The sequence below is a fragment of the Streptomyces sp. NPDC002580 genome, assembly GCF_042889485.1.
Taxonomy (GTDB): Bacteria; Actinomycetota; Actinomycetes; order Streptomycetales; family Streptomycetaceae; genus Streptomyces.
On sequence record NZ_JBIAQZ010000005.1, the window covers coordinates 458,884 to 476,702 of the forward strand.

General features: G+C 70.8%; 17 protein-coding genes and 1 pseudogene. 6 read left to right on the plus strand and 12 right to left on the minus strand.

Annotation, left to right across the window (positions count from 1 at the left end; translation table 11 throughout):
- Positions 1-62 precede the first annotated feature (62 nt).
- From rlmB to ACFYW7_RS18760, 5 genes are all read right to left on the minus strand, one after another.
- Complete coding sequence (gene rlmB / locus ACFYW7_RS18740) at positions 63-1,004, minus strand: 23S rRNA (guanosine(2251)-2'-O)-methyltransferase RlmB (RefSeq protein ID WP_389503499.1); 942 nt, start codon at positions 1,002-1,004, stop codon at positions 63-65.
- A gap of 119 nt (positions 1,005-1,123) precedes the next feature.
- Entirely contained in the window at positions 1,124-2,524 is a 1,401-nt protein-coding gene (cysS, locus tag ACFYW7_RS18745) for a cysteine--tRNA ligase (protein ID WP_389503501.1), read from the minus strand.
- Positions 2,525-2,704: 180 nt separating this feature from the next.
- Positions 2,705-3,229 carry a 2-C-methyl-D-erythritol 2,4-cyclodiphosphate synthase gene (gene ispF, locus ACFYW7_RS18750; RefSeq protein WP_389503503.1) on the minus strand — a complete coding sequence of 175 codons (525 nt, stop codon included), beginning with the start codon at positions 3,227-3,229 and terminating at the stop codon, positions 2,705-2,707.
- Complete coding sequence (gene ispD / locus ACFYW7_RS18755; RefSeq protein WP_389503505.1) at positions 3,219-3,971, minus strand: 2-C-methyl-D-erythritol 4-phosphate cytidylyltransferase; 753 nt, start codon at positions 3,969-3,971, stop codon at positions 3,219-3,221. The genes ispF and ispD overlap by 11 nt, the downstream gene beginning before the upstream one ends.
- A 346-nt stretch (positions 3,972-4,317) precedes the next feature.
- Positions 4,318-4,800 (minus strand): CarD family transcriptional regulator, encoded by a 483-nt coding sequence (locus ACFYW7_RS18760; RefSeq protein ID WP_003953493.1) that lies wholly within the window; start codon positions 4,798-4,800, stop codon positions 4,318-4,320.
- 714 nt (positions 4,801-5,514) lie between these two features.
- Between ACFYW7_RS18760 and ACFYW7_RS18765 the strand changes: the two genes are divergently transcribed.
- Positions 5,515-6,186, plus strand: a complete 672-nt coding sequence (locus tag ACFYW7_RS18765) for a DUF461 domain-containing protein (RefSeq protein ID WP_389503507.1) — start codon at positions 5,515-5,517, stop codon at positions 6,184-6,186.
- Between the two features lie 194 nt (positions 6,187-6,380).
- On the opposite strand, the gene ACFYW7_RS18770 is transcribed toward ACFYW7_RS18765, so the two are convergent.
- Both ACFYW7_RS18770 and ACFYW7_RS18775 read right to left on the minus strand, forming a co-directional pair.
- A complete protein-coding gene (locus ACFYW7_RS18770; RefSeq protein ID WP_043441515.1) occupies positions 6,381-7,061 on the minus strand; it encodes a response regulator transcription factor in 681 nt (226 codons plus the stop codon).
- Positions 7,058-8,335: a sensor histidine kinase gene (locus ACFYW7_RS18775; protein ID WP_389503509.1), complete on the minus strand. Its 1,278-nt coding sequence runs from the start codon at positions 8,333-8,335 to the stop codon at positions 7,058-7,060. Before ACFYW7_RS18775 ends, ACFYW7_RS18770 begins: the two co-directional genes overlap by 4 nt.
- Positions 8,336-8,578: 243 nt before the next feature.
- On the opposite strand from ACFYW7_RS18775, the gene phoU reads away from it, so the two are divergent.
- From phoU to ACFYW7_RS18795, 4 genes and pseudogenes are all read left to right on the plus strand, one after another.
- Positions 8,579-9,268 (plus strand): phosphate signaling complex protein PhoU, encoded by a 690-nt coding sequence (gene phoU, locus ACFYW7_RS18780; protein WP_389503511.1) that lies wholly within the window; start codon positions 8,579-8,581, stop codon positions 9,266-9,268.
- Between the two features lie 199 nt (positions 9,269-9,467).
- Positions 9,468-9,620, plus strand: coding sequence for a hypothetical protein (locus ACFYW7_RS18785; RefSeq protein WP_167455652.1), 153 nt, complete (start codon positions 9,468-9,470; stop codon positions 9,618-9,620).
- 175 nt (positions 9,621-9,795) lie between these two features.
- Positions 9,796-10,020, plus strand: a pseudogene (locus tag ACFYW7_RS18790) (ribosomal protein L7/L12); the annotation flags it as partial.
- A 21-nt stretch (positions 10,021-10,041) separates the two neighbouring features.
- Positions 10,042-10,629 carry a hypothetical protein gene (locus ACFYW7_RS18795; protein WP_389503738.1) on the plus strand — a complete coding sequence of 196 codons (588 nt, stop codon included), beginning with the start codon at positions 10,042-10,044 and terminating at the stop codon, positions 10,627-10,629.
- 94 nt (positions 10,630-10,723) lie between these two features.
- Here ACFYW7_RS18795 and ACFYW7_RS18800 read toward each other — a convergent pair whose 3' ends face one another.
- The 4 genes from ACFYW7_RS18800 to ACFYW7_RS18815 all read right to left on the minus strand — a co-directional run bounded on the left by ACFYW7_RS18800 (position 10,724) and on the right by ACFYW7_RS18815 (position 15,628).
- Complete coding sequence (locus ACFYW7_RS18800; protein ID WP_389503513.1) at positions 10,724-12,205, minus strand: FG-GAP and VCBS repeat-containing protein; 1,482 nt, start codon at positions 12,203-12,205, stop codon at positions 10,724-10,726.
- A gap of 207 nt (positions 12,206-12,412) precedes the next feature.
- Entirely contained in the window at positions 12,413-13,822 is a 1,410-nt protein-coding gene (locus ACFYW7_RS18805) for an FG-GAP repeat protein (protein WP_389503515.1), read from the minus strand.
- Positions 13,823-14,033: 211 nt separating this feature from the next.
- Positions 14,034-14,969, minus strand: coding sequence for a nucleotidyl transferase AbiEii/AbiGii toxin family protein (locus ACFYW7_RS18810; protein ID WP_389503517.1), 936 nt, complete (start codon positions 14,967-14,969; stop codon positions 14,034-14,036).
- 62 nt (positions 14,970-15,031) lie between these two features.
- The gene (locus tag ACFYW7_RS18815; RefSeq protein WP_389503740.1) at positions 15,032-15,628 is read right to left on the minus strand and encodes a hypothetical protein; all 597 of its coding nucleotides are present in this window, start codon (positions 15,626-15,628) and stop codon (positions 15,032-15,034) included.
- 645 nt (positions 15,629-16,273) lie between these two features.
- Between ACFYW7_RS18815 and ACFYW7_RS18820 the strand changes: the two genes are divergently transcribed.
- The gene (locus tag ACFYW7_RS18820) at positions 16,274-16,519 is read left to right on the plus strand and encodes a hypothetical protein (RefSeq protein WP_389503519.1); all 246 of its coding nucleotides are present in this window, start codon (positions 16,274-16,276) and stop codon (positions 16,517-16,519) included.
- Here ACFYW7_RS18820 and ACFYW7_RS18825 read toward each other — a convergent pair.
- Positions 16,516-16,812 (minus strand): hypothetical protein, encoded by a 297-nt coding sequence (locus ACFYW7_RS18825; RefSeq protein WP_389503521.1) that lies wholly within the window; start codon positions 16,810-16,812, stop codon positions 16,516-16,518. The two genes, ACFYW7_RS18820 and ACFYW7_RS18825, sit on opposite strands and share 4 nt — an antisense overlap.
- Positions 16,813-17,819: the final 1,007 nt, after the last annotated feature.

Here is a 17,819-nt window from a genome sequence, read left to right on the forward strand (position 1 = left end):
ACCGCGTCAAGATCAACAAGAACACCCGGTCACCCCTCGGGGGTGACCGGGTGAACGTCTGTTCAGGCGCGTCGGCGTGCGGCCTCGTACAGCACAACTCCCGCCGCCACACCGGCGTTCAGCGACTCCGCGCCACCGGGCATCGGGATCCGCACCCGGAAGTCGCAGGTCTCGCCGACGAGTCGGGAAAGGCCCTTGCCCTCGCTGCCGACGACGATGACGACGGGACCGCCGAGGGCCTCCAGGTCACCGACCTCGACCTCGCCGTCCGCGGCGAGACCGACCACGACGAGACCGGCCTTCTTGTACGTCTCCAGGGCCCGCGTCAGGTTGGCGGCGCGCGCGACGGGGGTACGGGCGGCGGCACCGGCCGACGTCTTCCAGGCACCGGCGGTCATGCCGGCCGCGCGCCGCTCGGGCACGACGACACCGTGACCGCCGAAGGCGGACGCGGAACGGACGACCGCGCCGAGGTTGCGGGGGTCGGTCACGCCGTCGAGGGCGACGATCAGCGGGTCCTGGCCCTGGTCGTACGCGGCGGCGGCGAGGTCCTCGGGGTGCGCGTACTCGTACGGCGGGACCTGGAGGACGAGACCCTGGTGGTTGAGCCCGTTGGTCATGCGGTCGAGCTCGGGGCGCGGGGCCTCCATCAGGTGGATGCCACCGCGCTCGGCGACGAGCTGGAGCGCCTCGCGGACCCGCTCGTCGTTGTCGATGAACTGCTGCACGTACAGCATCGTCGCGGGCACGCCCTCGCGCAGCGCCTCGACGACGGAGTTGCGCCCGACGACCATCTCGGACGTGCCCTTGCCGCCGCGGCCCCGGGGAGCGGGCTTGCGGACGAGCTGCTTCGACTTGGCGTTGGCGAGGCGGTTCTTCTTGTGGCCCTTGCGCGCTTCGGCGGGCGGGGTCGGACCCTTGCCTTCCAGGCCCCGGCGTCGCTGGCCGCCACTGCCGACCTGCGCGCCCTTCTTGCCGGACATGCGGCGGTTGTTAGCAGCCATGACCTACCTGTCTGTGTGAGGCGTGAGTACGTACGTATATGAAGTGTGCCGCCCGGAGGTCCGGGCGGCACAATCGATCAAGGCCGCCGGGGGACGGCCGAGGCTGCCTGAGCGGTCGCTCAGCGCGGCCCGAGCGTCCAGCGCGGCCCCTGCGGGCCGTCCTCGATGACCAGGCCGGACTGGCCCAGCTGGTCGCGGATGGCGTCCGCGGCGGCCCAGTCCCTGCGGGCGCGGGCGCCCTCACGCTGGTCGAGGACCATCCGGACGAGGGTGTCGACGACTCCGTGCAGGTCGTCACCGCGGTCGCTCTCGCCGGCCCAGTGCGGGTCGAGCGGGTCGAGCCCGAGGACGCCGAGCATGGCCCGCACCTCGGCGAGGCGCGCCACGGCGGCCTCCTTGTCGTCGGCGGCCAGCGCGGAGTTCCCCTGACGGACCGTCGTGTGCACGATGGCGAGCGCCTGCGGGACGCCCAGGTCGTCGTCCATCGCGTCGGCGAAGGCGGGCGGCACCTCGGCCGAGGGCTCGACGACGCCCCCCGCCTTCTCGACCACTCGCTGCACGAAGCCCTCGATGCGCGCGAACGCCGACTCGGCTTCGCGCAGGGCCTCTTCGCTGTACTCGATCATCGAGCGGTAGTGCGGGGTGCCGAGGTAGTAGCGCAGCACGATGGGGCGCCACTCCTGGACCATCTTGGAGACGAGCACCGAGTTCCCGAGGGACTTCGACATCTTCTCGCCCTTTTTGGTGACCCAGGCGTTGTGCACCCAGTACTTCGCGAACTCGTCGCCGAAGGCCTGGGCCTGAGCGATCTCGTTCTCGTGGTGCGGGAAGATCAGGTCCAGCCCGCCGCCGTGGATGTCGAAGGCGCTGCCCAGGTACTTGTGCGCCATGGCGGAGCACTCCAGGTGCCAGCCCGGACGGCCCCGCCCCCACGGCGTCTCCCAGCTGGGCTCGCCCGGCTTCACGGCCTTCCACATGGCGAAGTCGCGCTGGTCGCGCTTGCCGGTCTCGCCCTCGCCCGACGGCTGGAGCAGGTTGTCGAGCTCCTGGTTGGAGAGCTGGAGGTATCCGTCGAACGAGCGCACGTCGAAGTAGACGTTCCCGTCGACCGCGTACGCGTGACCGCGCTCGATGAGCCCGCGCATCATCTCGATCATCTCGGGGATGTGCCCGGTGGCGCGGGGTTCGTACGTGGGCGGCAGGCATCCGAGCGCGTCGTAACCGTCGTTGAAGGCGCGCTCGTTGTCGTAGCCGATGGACCACCAGGGACGGCCCTGCTCGGCCGACTTGGAGATGATCTTGTCGTCGATGTCCGTGACGTTCCTGATGAACGTCACGTCATAGCCGCGGTACTCGAACCAGCGGCGCATGATGTCGAAGTTGAGGCCCGACCGGATGTGCCCGATGTGCGGTGCGGCCTGCACGGTCGCGCCACAGAGGTAGATCGAGACGCAACCCGGCACGAGCGGGGTGAAGTCACGGATCTGCCGGGCGCTGGTGTCGTACAGGCGAATGGTCACCCCTCCAGGGTAGTGGGCCCTGGGTAGTGCCCCGCGACCCTTCCCCCGCAAGGGCCACGGATTCGTGACATACGGGGGACGGCCCGCCCCGGATTCCCCCTCCCGGCCTCCGGGGCGTCCGCCGCGGCCCACTGTCCGACCGGCCGGCCGTCCTCGGGCCGCCCGTGTCGGTCGCCCCGCTCAGCCCGTCCGGACGACCAGGGCCGTGGCGACCGCCATCAACCCCTCGTCCCGGCCCGGGAAACCGAGCCCGTCGGTCGTGGCGCCCGACACCGACACCGGCGCGCCCACCGCGTCCGACAGGATCTTCTGCGCCTCGTCCCGCCGCTTGCCGATCTTCGGACGGGGACCGACGACCTGGACCGCGACATTGCCGACGGTGAAACCGGCCTCGCGGACGATCCGCGCCGCCTCCGTCAGGAGGACGACCCCCGACGCCCCGGACCACTCCGGGCGCCCGGTGCCGAAGTGGGCGCCGAGGTCACCGAGGCCCGCCGCCGAGAACAGCGCGTTGCACGCGGCGTGCGCGACGACGTCCGCGTCGGAGTGCCCCGCGAGGCCGGGCCCCTCCCCCTCCCACCGCAGACCGGCGCACCACAGTTCCCTGCCCTCCTCGAAGGCGTGGATGTCGGTGCCGATCCCGACGAGCGGGAGCACCGGTCCCTGACCCGCGGGGCGGACCCGCTCGGGCGTCTCAGAATCCATCGTTGAGCCTCCGTCGGGCGAGGACCGCCTCGGCCAGCACCAGATCCAGCGGCCTCGTCACCTTGAACGCTTCCTCGTGTCCGGGCACGACCACGACCGGCACGTCCAGCTGCTCGACCATGCTCGCGTCGTCGGTCACGTTGTCGGTGACGGTCGCGTGGGCCCGCAGCAGCGTCTCGCGGTCGAAGCCCTGAGGTGTCTGCACGGCACGCAGCCGGGCCCGTCGGGGCGTGGCCACGACCGGTTCGGGCTCCCCCGCGACGGCCGCGGGCTCGACCTCCTTGACGGTGTCGGCGAGCGGCAGCGCCGGTACGACGGCGGGAGCACCGTCCCGTACGGCCTCGATGACGGCGTCCACGGTGTCCACGGGGACCAGCGGCCGGGCCGCGTCGTGCACGAGGACGATGTCGATGCCGGGCGGCAGCGCGTCGAGCCCGTACTTCACGGACTCCTGGCGGCTGTCACCGCCGGGGACGACCAGGAAGTCGGTGCGGTCGGGCAGCGCGTGCGCGTCGAGCAGCGTCTTCACCTCGGCCGCGCCGTCCGGCGGAGCCACGACGACGACCAAGGAGACCGCGCGGGAGGCGGCCATCGCGCGGACCGCGTGGATGAGCATGGGCGTGCCGTTCAGCGCGCGGAGCGCCTTGGGGGCGCCCGGACCGAGGCGCACCCCTCTTCCGGCGGCCGGAATCACGACGGCGGTGCGGGCCTCCGACGGCGAAGGCAGCGAAACGTCAGACATCGGTTCCTGTCAGGTTTGTGTGCTCGACCGGTGTGGGTATGGCCTGGGGGTACCCCCTGCTCGGCGAGCTGGGGGAGTGCCGGGCGCAACGCCTTGACCGGACCCCTTCCGTGACATCCGGTCGAGCCGACTGCCCGGGTCGGCACGCCAAGTATCGGACACGCCGGTATACCGCGAGAAAGCCGATGCCGGGTAAACGTCCGGTTTACCGAATGGCGCGGGTACGAACATGCCGCAGCGCCCGGCGACAGCAATTGCGTCATCGGGCACCGCGGCATTTTCATTGCGCAACTGCGCGGGCTGTGCGTACGTCAAGACGGTGGGCGTCTCGGCGACCCAGCCGGCGTCAGGACGCGAGAACCTCGTCGAGCAGGGCCTCGGCCTTGTCCTCGTTGGTGTTCTCCGCGAGGGCGAGCTCGCTCACCAGGATCTGGCGCGCCTTGGCGAGCATGCGCTTCTCACCTGCGGAGAGTCCGCGCTCGCGCTCACGACGCCACAGGTCACGCACGACTTCCGCGACCTTGATGACATCGCCGGAGGCGAGCTTCTCCAGATTTGCCTTGTAGCGACGCGACCAGTTCGTGGGCTCCTCGGCGTACGGCGCACGCAGCACCTCGAAGACCCGGTCCAGCCCGTCCTGACCGACCACATCACGTACGCCGACGAACTCCGCATTGTCCGCTGGCACACGTACCGTCAGGTCACCCTGGGCGACCTTCAGCACCAAGTAGGTCTTGTCCACGCCTTTGATCTGGCGAGTTTCGATGGCCTCGATCAGCGCGGCCCCGTGATGGGGATAGACCACGGTGTCGCCAACCTTGAACGTCATGTGACAGGTACCCCTTCCGTGGCTATCCAGAGTAACACGGAAACGGCGTCTTCTGAATGGCGTTTTCGCAGGTCAGGGCATATCTCGGGGCTTGACAACCACAACAGGAACGTGCTGCGAGGGGCGAGCGGAAGAGGGTATTCGCAGGTCGGAGCGGCTGTCCAGGCGGAGAGAAACGCGCACGTTACACACACCCGGAGCCCACGACCAGGGTTCGAATGTTCCGTTTTGTCCAACCCTGGGAGCGCGACTTCCGCTACTCCGTTCGATGGGCGGAGCCCAGTACGAGTCGAATCCGGAATTGATCAAGACGTTCGATGATCAGGTACCGGCCGGCTCTCGATGACCTCGTGATCCATTTCCCGAGGAGAGCCGGGCATTCATTCCGCGAAATGCGCAACCCTAAGACCGCGGAACTTATGTGAATGACGGACGAGCGCGCGATCAAAGTAGCCGACGCGCCGCCGGGTCGGCAGGCGAGGACCGGGGCGCACACCCGGCGCAGCGGGGCTCGCGGGCGCATGCTCCCAGCGGTCCCGCCCTCCACCCGGAGACCGCCCGGCCACCCCCGCCCCGAGCAAAGTCGGCGTCTTGGGGAGGGTCGGGTGCGGTCCCGCGCCAACGGATCGGTAACCTGAGGCCGCTGACAGACCCTTAGGGCGGCTTCCACTGAAGTCGTCCTGCTTCGCCCACGTTCAAGGAGTAGCCGCCGCCGTGAGCAGCAGCCTTCGACGCGGCACTCTCGCCGCCGCCGTCATCGCGTTCTCGATCGCTTCGCTCGCCGCGTGCGGTGCCGGCAGCGACGCCCAGACGCTGGAGGTCAAGCCGGACAACGCGGCCACCTCCGTCGGCACCATCAAGGTGCAGAACGCGCTCGTCATCACCCAGCCCGATGTGAAGGCCACCGGTCCCGCGGTGATCTCCGCGACGCTGTTCAACGACGGCACCACCGCGCAGACCGTGGACTCGATCGACATCGCGGGCGAGGGCAAGGCCCAGATCACGCCCGCGGGCGGCAAGGGCAAGCTGACCGTCCCGCCCGGCGGCTCCGTCGTCATCGGCGGCGAGGGCAACGCCTCCGCCGCGCTGACCAGCCCCTCCCAGACCCTGCTGAACGGCAGCGTCCAGAAGGTCACCTTCGCCTTCAGCAAGACCGGTGGCGTGAGCCTGAGCGCCTTCGTCGTCCCCGCCGAGAGCTACTTCAGCAAGTGGGGCCCGAGCGAGATCCCGGCGGCCCCGTCCGAGTCCCCCGCCGCTTCGCCGTCGGAGTCCGTGTCGGGCTCCCCGTCCGAGTCCGCGTCGGGCGAGCCGGGGACCTCCGCGTCGTCGAGCGCGACGGGCACCGCCACGGCGGGCGCGTCGGCGTCGGAGTCCGCCGCGCAGTGACGTGACGCACCGGACGCGCACGGGGCCCGTAGAACTGTGGCCCGCCGTCCGGTCGCGGTCGCCGGAACCGCAGGAGCGGTACGCGCGAAGGGCGGGACCCCTCAAGGGGTCCCGCCCTTCGTCGTGTTCCGCCACGCCCGCCGTACCGTGCTCCGCGGCGCGCCCTCGGGCACGCGCGCGGAGGTGGGGCCGGTTTACGGCTCGAACTTGTAGCCGAGACCGCGCACCGTCACCAGGTATCGGGGCGCGCCCGGGTCCGGCTCGATCTTCGCCCGCAGGCGCTTGACGTGGACGTCGAGGGTCTTGGTGTCACCGACGTAGTCGGCACCCCAGACCCGGTCGATGAGCTGCATGCGGGTCAGCACGCGGCCCGCGTTGCGCAGCAGCATCTCCAGGAGGTCGAACTCCTTCAGCGGGAGGTCGACCTTGGAGCCGGAGACGGTGACCACGTGGCGGTCGACGTCCATGCGGACGGGACCGGCTTCCAGCGCGGCCGGGGCGACCTCCTCCGGCTCCCCCCGGCGGCGCAGGACGGCCCGGATCCGGGCGACCAGCTCCCGGGAGGAGAAGGGCTTGGTGACGTAGTCGTCGGCTCCTATTTCGAGGCCCACGACCTTGTCGATCTCGCTGTCCTTGGCGGTCACCATGATCACCGGGACGTTGGAGCGGCCGCGCAGCTGGCGGCAGACCTCCGTACCGGGCAGGCCCGGCAGCATCAGGTCGAGGAGAACGAGGTCGGCGCCGTTGCGCTCGAACTCGTCGAGTCCGTCGGGCCCGGTGGTCGCGATGGCGACCTCGAAGCCCTCCTTGCGGAGCATGTACGACAGGGCGTCGGAGAAGGACTCCTCGTCCTCGACGACGAGCACACGGGTCACGGAAGGACCTCCGGGGCAGGGAGCGGTTCGTACGGGGATGTGACGGTGGTCGTCCCGTCGGGCTGCCCGGTCTCGTCCTCTTCGTCGAGTCCGGGCATGTGGTGATCGGTGACGCGCTCGCGGGCCGCACTCGCCTCCGGCAGCCGCAGGGTGAACGTGGAGCCCTGACCCTCGGAGCTCCACACCGTGACCTCCCCGCCGTGCGAGGCGGCCACGTGCTTGACGATCGCCAGCCCGAGGCCCGTACCGCCGGTGGCACGGGAGCGGGCCGGGTCGACTCGGTAGAAGCGCTCGAAGACGCGCTCCTTGTCCTTGTCGGAGATGCCGATGCCCTGGTCGGTCACGGCGATCTCGATGTGTTCCCCGCCGGGTGCCGTCACCCGGCGGGCGGCTATCCCGACGCGGGTGCGGGCGGGCGAGTAGTTGACGGCGTTCTCGACGAGGTTGCCGAGGGCGGCGGCGAGCTGACCCCGGTTCCCCCACAGGCTCAGGTCGGCGGTACCGCCGGCGGCCATGGTGATCTGCTTCGTGCCGGCCTGGTGGCGGCAGCGGTCGATCGCCTCGGCGACGAGTTCGTCGACCCGGACGGGCTCGGCGTCCTCGAGGGGGTCGTCGTTCTGCACCCTCGACAGGTCGATGAGCTCCTGGACGAGGTTGGTGAGCCGGGTGGCCTCTATCTGCATGCGTCCGGCGAAGCGCTCGACGGCCTCCGGGTCGTCCGAGGCGTCCATGACGGCCTCGGAGAGCAGGGAGAGCGCTCCTACGGGAGTCTTGAGCTCATGGCTCACGTTCGCGACGAAGTCGCGCCGTACGGCTTCGATCCGGCGCGCCTCCGTCAGGTCCTCCACGAGAAGCAGGACGAGTCGCGATCCGAGGGGCGCCACCCGCGCCGAGACGGCGAGGGCCTCGCCCCTCCCCGTCCCTCTTCGCGGCAGATCCAGCTCCACCTGTCGTATCTCCCCGTCACGACGGGTGTCACGCGCCATGTGGAGCATCGCTTCGACGGCGAGTTTGCCGCCGCGCACCAGCCCGAGGGCGTACGCCGCCGAACTCGCCTTGACCACGGCGTCCGCTTCGTCGAGTACGACCGCCGAGGACCTGAGCACGGACAGCACGGTGTCGACACCCGGTGGAAGCACCGCGTCCGTGTGCAGCGAAGTGCGGGTCGGGCGTTTCTGGTCGCGCTCGCTCCAGCGGAACGCCAGCATGGCGATGACACCGGTGAGCACTCCGGCGATCGCTGCCGCTGCGGCGACCGCCGCGTTCACGTCCATGCACCCAGGTTAGGCATGCCGTCACTCCTGGCCACAGCCATCGGGGTGCGACCTCGAACACTCGTCGCCCAGAGTTCACCCAGGAGCCAGTACCGGTTCACTTCAGGTGACGGAAACGGACGCGTACGGGCCCGAACGTGGGAGCGTGGGGTTCACGGGTCCCGTCCGGCGGTCGTACGGCGGCCGGTCCGACGACAGGTCCCGGACCCCGGACCCCAGAGCTGACGTAGGAGAGGCAACCACATGCGTGACGCGTACCACGAGGAACTCGACTCGATCGGCGACGGTCTGGTCGAGATGGCCAGGCTCGTCGGGTCGGCGATCGGGCGCGCCACGACGGCCATCCTCGATTCCGACCTGAAGCTCGCCGAGAGCGTCATCGCGGCCGACCAGAGGGTCGACGATCTCCAGCACGAGCTGGAGGCCCGCGCGATAGCCCTGCTGGCCCGGCAGCAGCCGGTGGCCACGGATCTCCGTATCGTCGTCACCTCGCTGCGCATGTCGGCCGACCTGGAGCGCTCCGGCGACCTGGCCCAGCACGTGGCCAAGCAGGCCCGGCTGCGCTTCCCCGACCGCGCCGTCCCGCACGACCTGCACGCCACGATCCTGGAGATGGGCCAGCTCGCCCAGCGCCTGATGGCCAAGGCGGCCGAGGTCATCATCACCAAGGACGTCGACCTGGCGATGCAGCTGGAGCAGGACGACGACGAGATGGACCTGCTGCACCGCACGCTCTTCCAGCACCTGCTGGACGACAAGTGGCAGCACGGCATCGAGACCGCTGTCGACGTCACCCTCCTCGGCCGCTACTACGAGCGCTTCGCCGACCACGCCGTCTCGGTCGCCAAGCGTGTGGTCTACCTGGTCACGGGCGAGCACGCCGACGAACTCCAGCAGGACATCCAGCCGGTCACGGGAGTCGAGGGGGCCTAGTCCTCGGCACGACGGGCGATGAGCGGGCCGACGGTTTCCGTCGGCCCGCTCCGCTCTGGGCGCCCGGGGATCCGCCTCCGCGGCGCACCGGACGCCTCAGTGCGCCGTTGATGCGCCCGCCCCGCTGGGCATGAGATGGGCGAGAGGAACCGTGCGGCGCAGTGTGCCTCGCACGCCTCCGTGCATGAAGGAGGGACCCATGGCCGAATCCCCCAGCACGCCCGACCCCACACAGGACCGCGACACCCAACAGCCCGCCGAGATCAAAAGTCTCCCTTTGTTCGGCGCCTGCGGCTGCGGCTCCGGCTGCGGCTGCGGCTGTCAGTCGGGCAACCCCTGCCAGTGCGGCTGATCGCTTCCGCGCATCCGGGAGGGCCCTGTCATGACGACGGGGCCCTCCTGTACGTCCGGCCGCCGAAATCGGGGCGACACCGGGGATGTCGGCTCGTACGCTCCAGGCGGGCATGAGCCTGGAACGTACGAGGAGAGCCGGAAGGCGTGGGAAAGCCGGGAAGGGCGGAGAGGCGATGGCCGAGTACTTCTCGCTGGTGTGCGACGACGTGCCCCATGACGTCGTGCTCACCGACCCCGGCACCCGCCGGCTCGACACCGTCCAGGTGGTGCGCCGGCTGACCGGACTCGGCCTGTGGCACGGCAAGGTCCTGGTGGACCGGGCCCCGGTCGTGATCCTCGAAGACGTACACCGGTCGGCCGCCGAGGCGGCGGTCGCGGCCCTGCGCTCGGCGGGAGCGCGCGCGGAGGTGAGGGAACACGTGGCGGTGCGCCGCCCCGTCCTCTTCCTCGACGTGGACGGCCCCCTCATCCCGTTCGGTACGCCGTCGAACCCGGCGTCCGGCCCCGCGTCCGGTCCGGGACGGTTCCCCTCACCCGCCTCCGAGGCCGACCCCGATCGCGGGAACCCGCTGACCGGGCGGCTCGACCCGTCCGTCGGCCTGCGCCTGACGGGGCTGGGGTGCGAGCTGGTGTGGGCCACGACCTGGATGGACGAGGCGAACAGGTCGGTCGGCCCGCGGATCGGGCTGCCCCGGCTGCGCGTGGTGGAGTGGCCCGAGACCTCCGACGACGAGGGGCCGCGGAGTGCGCACGGGGCGCGCGTCCCGCGCGGACTGCACTGGAAGACCCCGGCCCTCGTGGAGTGGGCCGACGGGCGGCCGTTCATCTGGGTGGACGACGAGATCGGCCCGGTGGACCGGCTCTGGGTCGACGCGCGGTACGAGGGTCCCTCGCTGCTGCACCGCGTCGACCCGGCCGTGGGTCTCGGCGAGGACGACTTCTCCGTACTCACCGAGTGGCTCCGTACCGCCGTCCCGGACCTCGCCCGGCGAACGGACAGGGGCTGAGGCTCGACTCAAGCTCGGATCGGCAGGCTCAGACGCGACAGGCGACCCACCGGCCGCACGCCGGTGAGTCGCCTGGACAGGTCCCGGGACCTTCCTAGTCGCGGCCCAGCACCAGTCCGTAGCCCAGCTCGCTCGTCGCCGTCAGACCCAGGCTCTTCGGCGTCAGCGCCTCGGAGCCCGCCGCCGTGGGGCCCTGCGGGGTGCCCGGGAGGAACCAGACACCGCCGGTGGCCGTGTTCTCGCCGGGCGCGCCCGTCACGAGATCCGCGTGGCCGTCGGCGTCGTAGTCCTCGAGCGCGACCGAGGCACCGAAGTGGTCACCGCTCTCGGCGCTGCCCGGGACGCCCGCCGTGCTCTGGCTGAAGCCGACGCTCGACGCCGTGCCGTCCGACGAGAGCAGGCCGCTGCCGCCGCCGCGCACGACGAGGACCGAGCCCGCGTCCGTCCGGGTGCCCATCGCCTCGTACGCGTCACCCATGGCGAGGTCCGCGTAGCCGTCGTGGTCGACGTCGCCGGCGGCGAGCGAGGCGCCCAGCCGGTCCTCGGTCTCGGCGGCGCCGACGATGCCCGGGGTGTCCTGGTGGATCTCCTGGGTGCGGGCGCCGAAGCCGCCGGACTTCGATCCGTACGCGATGTGCACGACGCTGCCCTTGAACGTCTCGGCCCGGCCCGTCGAGTAGTCCGCGCAGACCGGCTCGTCCTCTTCGTAGTTCGGGAAGCAGGCGCCCAGGGCCAGGTCGTCGGCCCCGTCCGCGTCGAAGTCGCCGACGGCGAGGGCGGCGGCGGAGCCGCTGGTGCTCCACAGCCGCTGCGGGGCGCCCTCCTGCCAGCGGAGAATCAGGGTGTACCGGCTTTCCGTCGCGGAGACCGATACGGCCAGGTCGTCGTCGCCGTCGCCGTCGAAGTCCCCGGTGGCGAGGGCGGTGGCGCGGCCGAGGTTCACCTCGTCGACCGGCGCGGTCAGGGTGTCGGGGGAGGCGGCGGTGAGCGGGCCCGGACGCAGGACCACGCTGCCCTCCTCCTCGCCGCGACTGCTGAGCGCGAGGTCCGTACGGCCGTCGCCGGTCACGTCCCCGGCGGCGATCACCGAGCCGATCCGGGCGAACTCGTTGTCGCCGCGCGCGACCGTGTAGCCGCCGGTGAAGCCGGTGGCGGAACCCCGCAGGACGGTGACGGTGCCCTGCTCGTCGTACCGGTCGGAGGTGAGGGACTCGCTGGAGGCACCCACGACGAGGTCCGCGAACCGGTCGCCGTCGACGTCCGCGGCGACCACGGCGGAGCCGAAGAGGTCGTCGGCCTCCGGGGTGCCCGGCACCCCGGCCGTGGCCTGGCTGATCCGTACGGACCCCGCCTTGCCCACGCCGTGGGACCCGCCCCACAGGACGTGCACGTACCCGGCCTTCGAAGCGGTCCCCACCTTCCCGGAGGGCACGCCCACCACCAGGTCCCGGTAGCCGTCGCCGTTGAAGTCCTGCGTCACGGGAGCCGGCACCGCGGCCGCGGAGGCCACGGGCAGGGTCGCGCCCAGAAGGGTCATCGCGCAGACGGCCGTCGCGGCGAGGATTTTGTTGCGCATAGGTGTGAGGACTCCCTTGTCGGGGATCGGTTCGGGTGCATCTCGGTGATGCGTCTCAGGGATGGCTGTCAGCGGCGGTTCTCGGTGCCGGCTGTCAGCGGTGGTGCATCGGTGCCGGATCTCGGGCGCGGGACCCGGGCGACCGCGTGGCGACGGGCGGTCGACGGAGCCCTGGTGCCCGGACACCCGGGCACCAGGGCACTCGGGTCAGCGGCCGAAGACGTCCGCGAACCTGCGTCCGTCGATCTCGGGGTAGTCGAAGTCCTCCGCGGTGAAGGCCGTGGCGTACGTGGCGGTCAGACCGGTGGTCGCGCCGCGCAGGACCCACGCGGCCCCGTCGTCGTATCCGCCGGGCAGGACGTCCTCGCCGAACGCGCCGAGCGCCAGGTCCGCCCTGCCGTTGCCGTTGATGTCACGCAGCCGCAGCGAGGAGCCGAAGTGGTCGCCCGCCTCGGCGGCGCCCGGCACGCCCGGGGTGGCCTGGTGGAAGGACTGGGCGCCCCTCGTGGTCAGACCGCCCGAAGCGCCCTTCAGGAGGACGACGTTGCCGACGTTGGTCTTGCCGTCCACGTCCTCGTACGGGGCGCCGACGGCCACGTCCGCACGGCCGTCGCCGGTCACGTCGCCCACCGCGACGGCCGCGCCGAAGTCGTCGTACGGCTCGTCGGTGCCCGGGACGCCCGCGCTGGCCTGGGTGTAGGTGGTGCCGGTGACCGGGAGCCCGGCCGCCCTGCCGTACCGCACGGTGAACGAACCGCCGTTCCCGGCCGTCGGGTTGCCGGTGACCAGGTCGTCGTAGCCGTCGCCGTTGATGTCTCCGCCCGCCACGGTCGACGCCCACGAGGGCCCGCCCGCCGCCCCGCCGTCGGCCAGCACCGAGTAGGAGTGGCCGAGGTCACCGGGACCGCCGCGCAGCAGGCCCAGGTAGGCGCCGTTGCCGGCCGGGTTCCTGCCGTGCAGCACGTAGTCGCTGCCGTCGGTGCCGGAGAAGTGGCCGGCGACGATCCCGTCCAGTTCCACGCCCTCGGGCAGGAAGTCGACCTCCGGCGCCAGCGCGTGGTCCTGGGAGGGCTTGCCCTCCGCGTACCACCAGAGGGTGTGGCTGCCGACGACGACCAGTTGGCCGCTGCCGTCACCGTCGAGGTCCGCGAAGGCGGCGCCCTCGCCGAACCCGTCCTCGGCCGTCGGGGCGGTGAGCGTCATGCCGCCGGACGTGAACGGCCTCGCCCCGCCCCACACGATGGTGACCGAGCCCCGCGGCTTCCCGGTGACCTCCTCACCGGGCGCGCCGACGATCAGATCGGCGTAGCCGTCCCCGTCGACATCGCCGCTGGTGATGCTCTCGCCGAACCGGTCCACGGACTCCGAGGCTCCCGGCACACCCGGCGTGTTCTGTGTGACGTTCACCGAGCGCGCGGGGCTCACCCCGGAGGCCGATCCGAAGACCACGGTGACCGTGCCCCCGCTCGCCTTGGGGGTGCCGATCGCCAGGTCGCGGTAGCCGTCCCCGTTGAAGTCGTCCGACAGCCCGGAGGGCGCCGCGACGGCGGCGGGGGCGCCGAGCCCCACGACGGCGAGGGCGGCGGCCGTGGCGACGGCCAGAGTGCGTGCGCGCAAAGTAGTGCTCCCTGCTTGTGGAACAGAGTCCGCGGAACAGAGCCCGTGGAACCGAATCCGTGGAACCGAATGCCGGTTCGGGCTTCGGTGTCGTACGACCTCAGGAGTGGCCAAAGGGTTGTACGAGCAGGAAGGAAAAGTGAACGGGCGGCGCCCGCCGAAGTGTTGGCCGGGCCGGCAGAAGGGGCGGACCGCCGTCTGCATCGGCTCGTCAGCGAACCTCGAACGTCGGAGCCAGCGCCACCCGCAGACGTTCCGCGAACTCCCTTTCCCGGCCGGCGAACTGCGGGTACTCGTCGGCGAAGTGGTGCCACTCGACGTAGCTCAGGGCCTCGGTCACGTCCTCGCCCGACACACGCTCCCGGCCGGGCGCCGGCCACTCCCCGCCCAGTCGGAACACCTCCTGGAGCAAAGCGTTCGGCAGCGCGTGCCGTTCAGCCAACAGGGCCGCGTCGTAGAGGTCCTTGCCCTGCGCGTAGCCGTCGTTGACGAGCCACATCACCTTCCAGGCCAGGGACAGCGCGGGAGTCGCCCCGTACAGCAGCCCACCGGACGGAAGGAGGATCCGCTCGGGCGGATCGGGCAGCGATTCACCGAAGACGAAGTCCAACTGCACCCAGCCGCCCGGTGTCCCCGGCGCGCTCCACGGCAGCATCATGCGGCGCCCCGGCACCCGTTCGTACGTCCAGATGTCCTCGCACACAGCCCCGGACGCATCGATCCGGACCCCGTCCGCCTGCCCCGCGGCGGCGGCCTCGGCCGCCGCCGCGACACCGGCCAGCAGTGTCGAGGTCCGCTCCTCCTCCATCCGCCACGACTGCGGAACGACCACGAAGTCCAGATCGCCGGGCTCCCTCGCCTGCTCGCCGAACCACAGGGCCATCAGCACACTGCCGCGCAGCACCAGAGACTCCGCCCACGGAGAGAGGGCCACGCCGTCCCGTACGGCCGAGAGCGCCCGCGACCGAGCGGTCCGCCAAGCCCGCGACACTTCGGGGGAGGGGAAGACCGGATCGGCGGCGCGAAAGGCGTTCGGGAACTGCTTGAGCGCCGGATCGAAGACCGGGGTCTGGACTGCTTCGGCGTCCGCGACGCGCAGCAGGGTCCGGGGCGCCTCGGCCACGGGATACCTGATTCCCCTACGCATCGGCGCGGGTGCCTGCCCGTCCTGAGACCCGGCAGCGCTCTCCTGCGCACCGTGTTCCGCGCTCATATCGGCCCCAACCATCCGTCGTCCAGCCCCGGACCGCTGTCCAGCAGCACGTATTCCCGTTCCACATCGACCACCTCGTACATCCGCAGTTCCGAGAGCAGCGAGTCCAGTGCGGCCCCGGCGCGCCCGGCCCCCACACCGTGGCACCGCTGTGTGACGAAGCGTTCCTCCCGGCCGTCCGCCCGCCTCCTGCGCGCGTTCCACGAGACGTGGGCGCCGTGCCGTACGGCCACGGCGACCAGGGCTTCCCGGTCGTGGTCCGGATCGAGGAGCAGCTTCACATGGTGCTCGAAATGACGTCCGTCGGCCGCTGCCGGTGCTCCGGCGTCGTCCTTCGGCACCTCCGCCGCCCACGGCACGCACTCGACCTTCACCCGCGCCACCACGAAACCGTCTTCGGCGAGCGACGTCGCGACCTTCCGCACAGCCGAGATCTCTTCCCGGTAGGACGGCCGCGTCCCGCGCAGCGTCAGCATCGGCTGCGAGGCGGTCCGCCCCCGCGCCAACTCGATGTGGGTGAACTTCACGCCGTCTTGGCGCTCGGCCCATCGCTCCAGTCCGCGCAGCTCGTCCCCGTCGCACAGCACCGTCATATGGCTCTCGTACACCGCGACAGCATGCCCCACCTCGACCGAACCGGCATTCGAATTGTCCGCGCCGCCGCCATGCCAAGCCCGCCCGGCCCTCGCCCCGCTCACTCCGCCCCGGAGTCGGTCGCACGCCCCGAACGGTGCGTCCCGGCCACCCCGCCGACCGCCGCCCCGAGGTCTTCCAGAGGCACTCCGGAGGCCCCGGCCATGAAAACGCCCCCGAGCTGCGCCATGAGCACAGGTCGGGGGCGTGAGCGCGAGGGTTACTTCTTCTTGCCCTGGGTCTTGCCGGGGATCTTGGCGAGCTGGGTCTTTGCTGGTCAGGGCCGGTGGGCTCGTGCGCCTGGTCGTCGTTGTTGGTCGTCATTGGCCGCTGTTGAGCAACCTTGGACGGCCCAGAGACGGCCCAGCCTTGGTGGCGCGCTCGACTGACGGCCGGCACCCTCGATGCACGCCGCCTGAACCTCAGCCGAAGACAGTCAGCCACGACGGCGGGTGCGCCGACCGACCACGCGCGCGTATGCCTCGCTCCGCCCCCACGAGCCTCAGCCACGCTGTCGCTGCCGTCGACCAGAGCAAGCCGTGACGGCCGACGTGACGACAGGTCCTCGACGTGTTGCGGCCAAGGGGCTCGCATACCTTCACGTCATGGACTTCAACATCACCGCGGGGGAGGAAGCCGTCGTGTTCCGCGTGGCGAGCCTCGTCCAGGATGGCCTCTCCCCCACGGATGACGACTTGGCGAAGGAACTGGGCGAAGAGGTTCGCCCAGTGCTGCAAGCGCTCCTGGTCAAGGGTTGGCTTGTGGTCGACGAGGATCGCGAGCTGGCCTTGTCCACGATCGCACGGCACGTCGTGTCCAGCCGCAGGGACGCCGAAGGGCCGCCGGCCTAGCAAGGGAGCTTGCCGTCGCCCTGGTTCGTTCGCCACAGCGCGGACTGCTCGTAGATGGTCGCGGCCTGCAGAGCTCGTGCGAAGAAGGTCCAGTCGCCACTGACCGGCAGCTCGCGGCTGGCATTGCCGTACCAGCCATCGGCGTCATCGACCCATGCCGCCAAAGCCTCCAAGAAGCTCGGGAGGTCCGCGTTCTCCCATGAGCTTCCGTCCTCGGCGTGGCTGCGCTGCAACGAGCGAACGAAGGCGGCCAAGGCCTCTCTGCTGTCGACGTGCTCGGGAGAAACAGTCACCCGGGGGACCCTACTTGGCCCATCGCCCCCGAGGCTTGGTGAGCACCGCCTTGTAAGTTCGGTTCAATCCGGCTTCGGACGCCGTAGTCGACTGGCGCGACGGCCGGACAGGGTTGTCGGTGTTCCATCCCCGTCCGGCGTCGTTGATGTCAGCCGTGGATGTCAGAACCCTCTGATCCGTAGCTCTAGGGCGATGGGGCGGAGACGGTCAGACAGGTTGCTTGGCGCCCCGCGATGGCCAGTGCGGGGGCTGCCTGCCCCTCGGGTTGCTGTACCTGGCTGCCGTACCGCGACTCCCGGCTCTCACCCCCGTTGTCAGTCCCCCCTGTTAGCTTGCCTGGCGGGATGAGACCGGTCAGAGAACCTTCGAGGTCCGCGGTCAAGGGGGGTGGGCACAAAGGTCCCCGGGAGCCACCTCGGGACTATGTTGCAGGCCGCAGACCCCACCCCCCTCATCACCTGGCCAACACGCTTTCCAACTGTGTTGGTGGGGTCATGGCTCTCGTGCAGGGGCGTTCACCTGCGTTCAAGAGCGGCTGGCCACTTGGATGGGTTGGCCCCTTGGCTCTCTCTGAACGGTCGTGAACGTGGCTGAATGAGACGGAAACTGAGACGGGCCCCGTGGTTCTCGTTTTCCCGCTGGATCTGGTGCGCTTGCGGTGCGGCTGGCTATCTGGATGCGCCGGCAGGTCAGAGTGGTCCGTATCTGAGTACGCAGGAGCGCGCGTATGTGACGCGCGCCCTGCTTTCGCCACTCGATCCCTCGGCCGCTCCACTACCCGCCCCGGGGCTCCCACGCGCCCCTCTGTCACTCTTCCGGGACCGTAACCAGCCCGTCGAGAATGTCCCTCTGTGACGCCGCCCGTCGCAGCCGTGATCGCTGCCTGCGCGCCGGAAGGAAGCGGCAACGGGCAGCAGTAGGCAAGGGGTGGCTCTCGGGTCGCCGGGAAAGCAGCGGCAGCAGTCGTGCCGCCGGGGGGCAACAGCACATCATGACCGACCACATG

What these genes read in the sequence shown, in the direction of transcription:
- rlmB (WP_389503499.1), bottom strand. Translation starts at nt 1,004, where the DNA reads ATGGCTGCTAACAACCGCCGCATGTCCGGCAAGAAGGGCGCGCAGGTC.
- ACFYW7_RS18785 (WP_167455652.1), top strand. Translation starts at nt 9,468, where the DNA reads ATGGCCGAATCCCCCAGCACGCCCGACCCCACACAGGACCGCGACACC.
- ACFYW7_RS18810 (WP_389503517.1), bottom strand. Translation starts at nt 14,969, where the DNA reads ATGCGTAGGGGAATCAGGTATCCCGTGGCCGAGGCGCCCCGGACCCTG.
- ispD (WP_389503505.1), bottom strand. Translation starts at nt 3,971, where the DNA reads ATGTCTGACGTTTCGCTGCCTTCGCCGTCGGAGGCCCGCACCGCCGTC.
- ACFYW7_RS18800 (WP_389503513.1), bottom strand. Translation starts at nt 12,205, where the DNA reads ATGCGCAACAAAATCCTCGCCGCGACGGCCGTCTGCGCGATGACCCTT.
- ACFYW7_RS18775 (WP_389503509.1), bottom strand. Translation starts at nt 8,335, where the DNA reads ATGGACGTGAACGCGGCGGTCGCCGCAGCGGCAGCGATCGCCGGAGTG.
- ACFYW7_RS18815 (WP_389503740.1), bottom strand. Translation starts at nt 15,628, where the DNA reads ATGACGGTGCTGTGCGACGGGGACGAGCTGCGCGGACTGGAGCGATGG.
- ACFYW7_RS18760 (WP_003953493.1), bottom strand. Translation starts at nt 4,800, where the DNA reads ATGACGTTCAAGGTTGGCGACACCGTGGTCTATCCCCATCACGGGGCC.
- ispF (WP_389503503.1), bottom strand. Translation starts at nt 3,229, where the DNA reads ATGGATTCTGAGACGCCCGAGCGGGTCCGCCCCGCGGGTCAGGGACCG.
- phoU (WP_389503511.1), top strand. Translation starts at nt 8,579, where the DNA reads ATGCGTGACGCGTACCACGAGGAACTCGACTCGATCGGCGACGGTCTG.
- ACFYW7_RS18820 (WP_389503519.1), top strand. Translation starts at nt 16,274, where the DNA reads ATGGACTTCAACATCACCGCGGGGGAGGAAGCCGTCGTGTTCCGCGTG.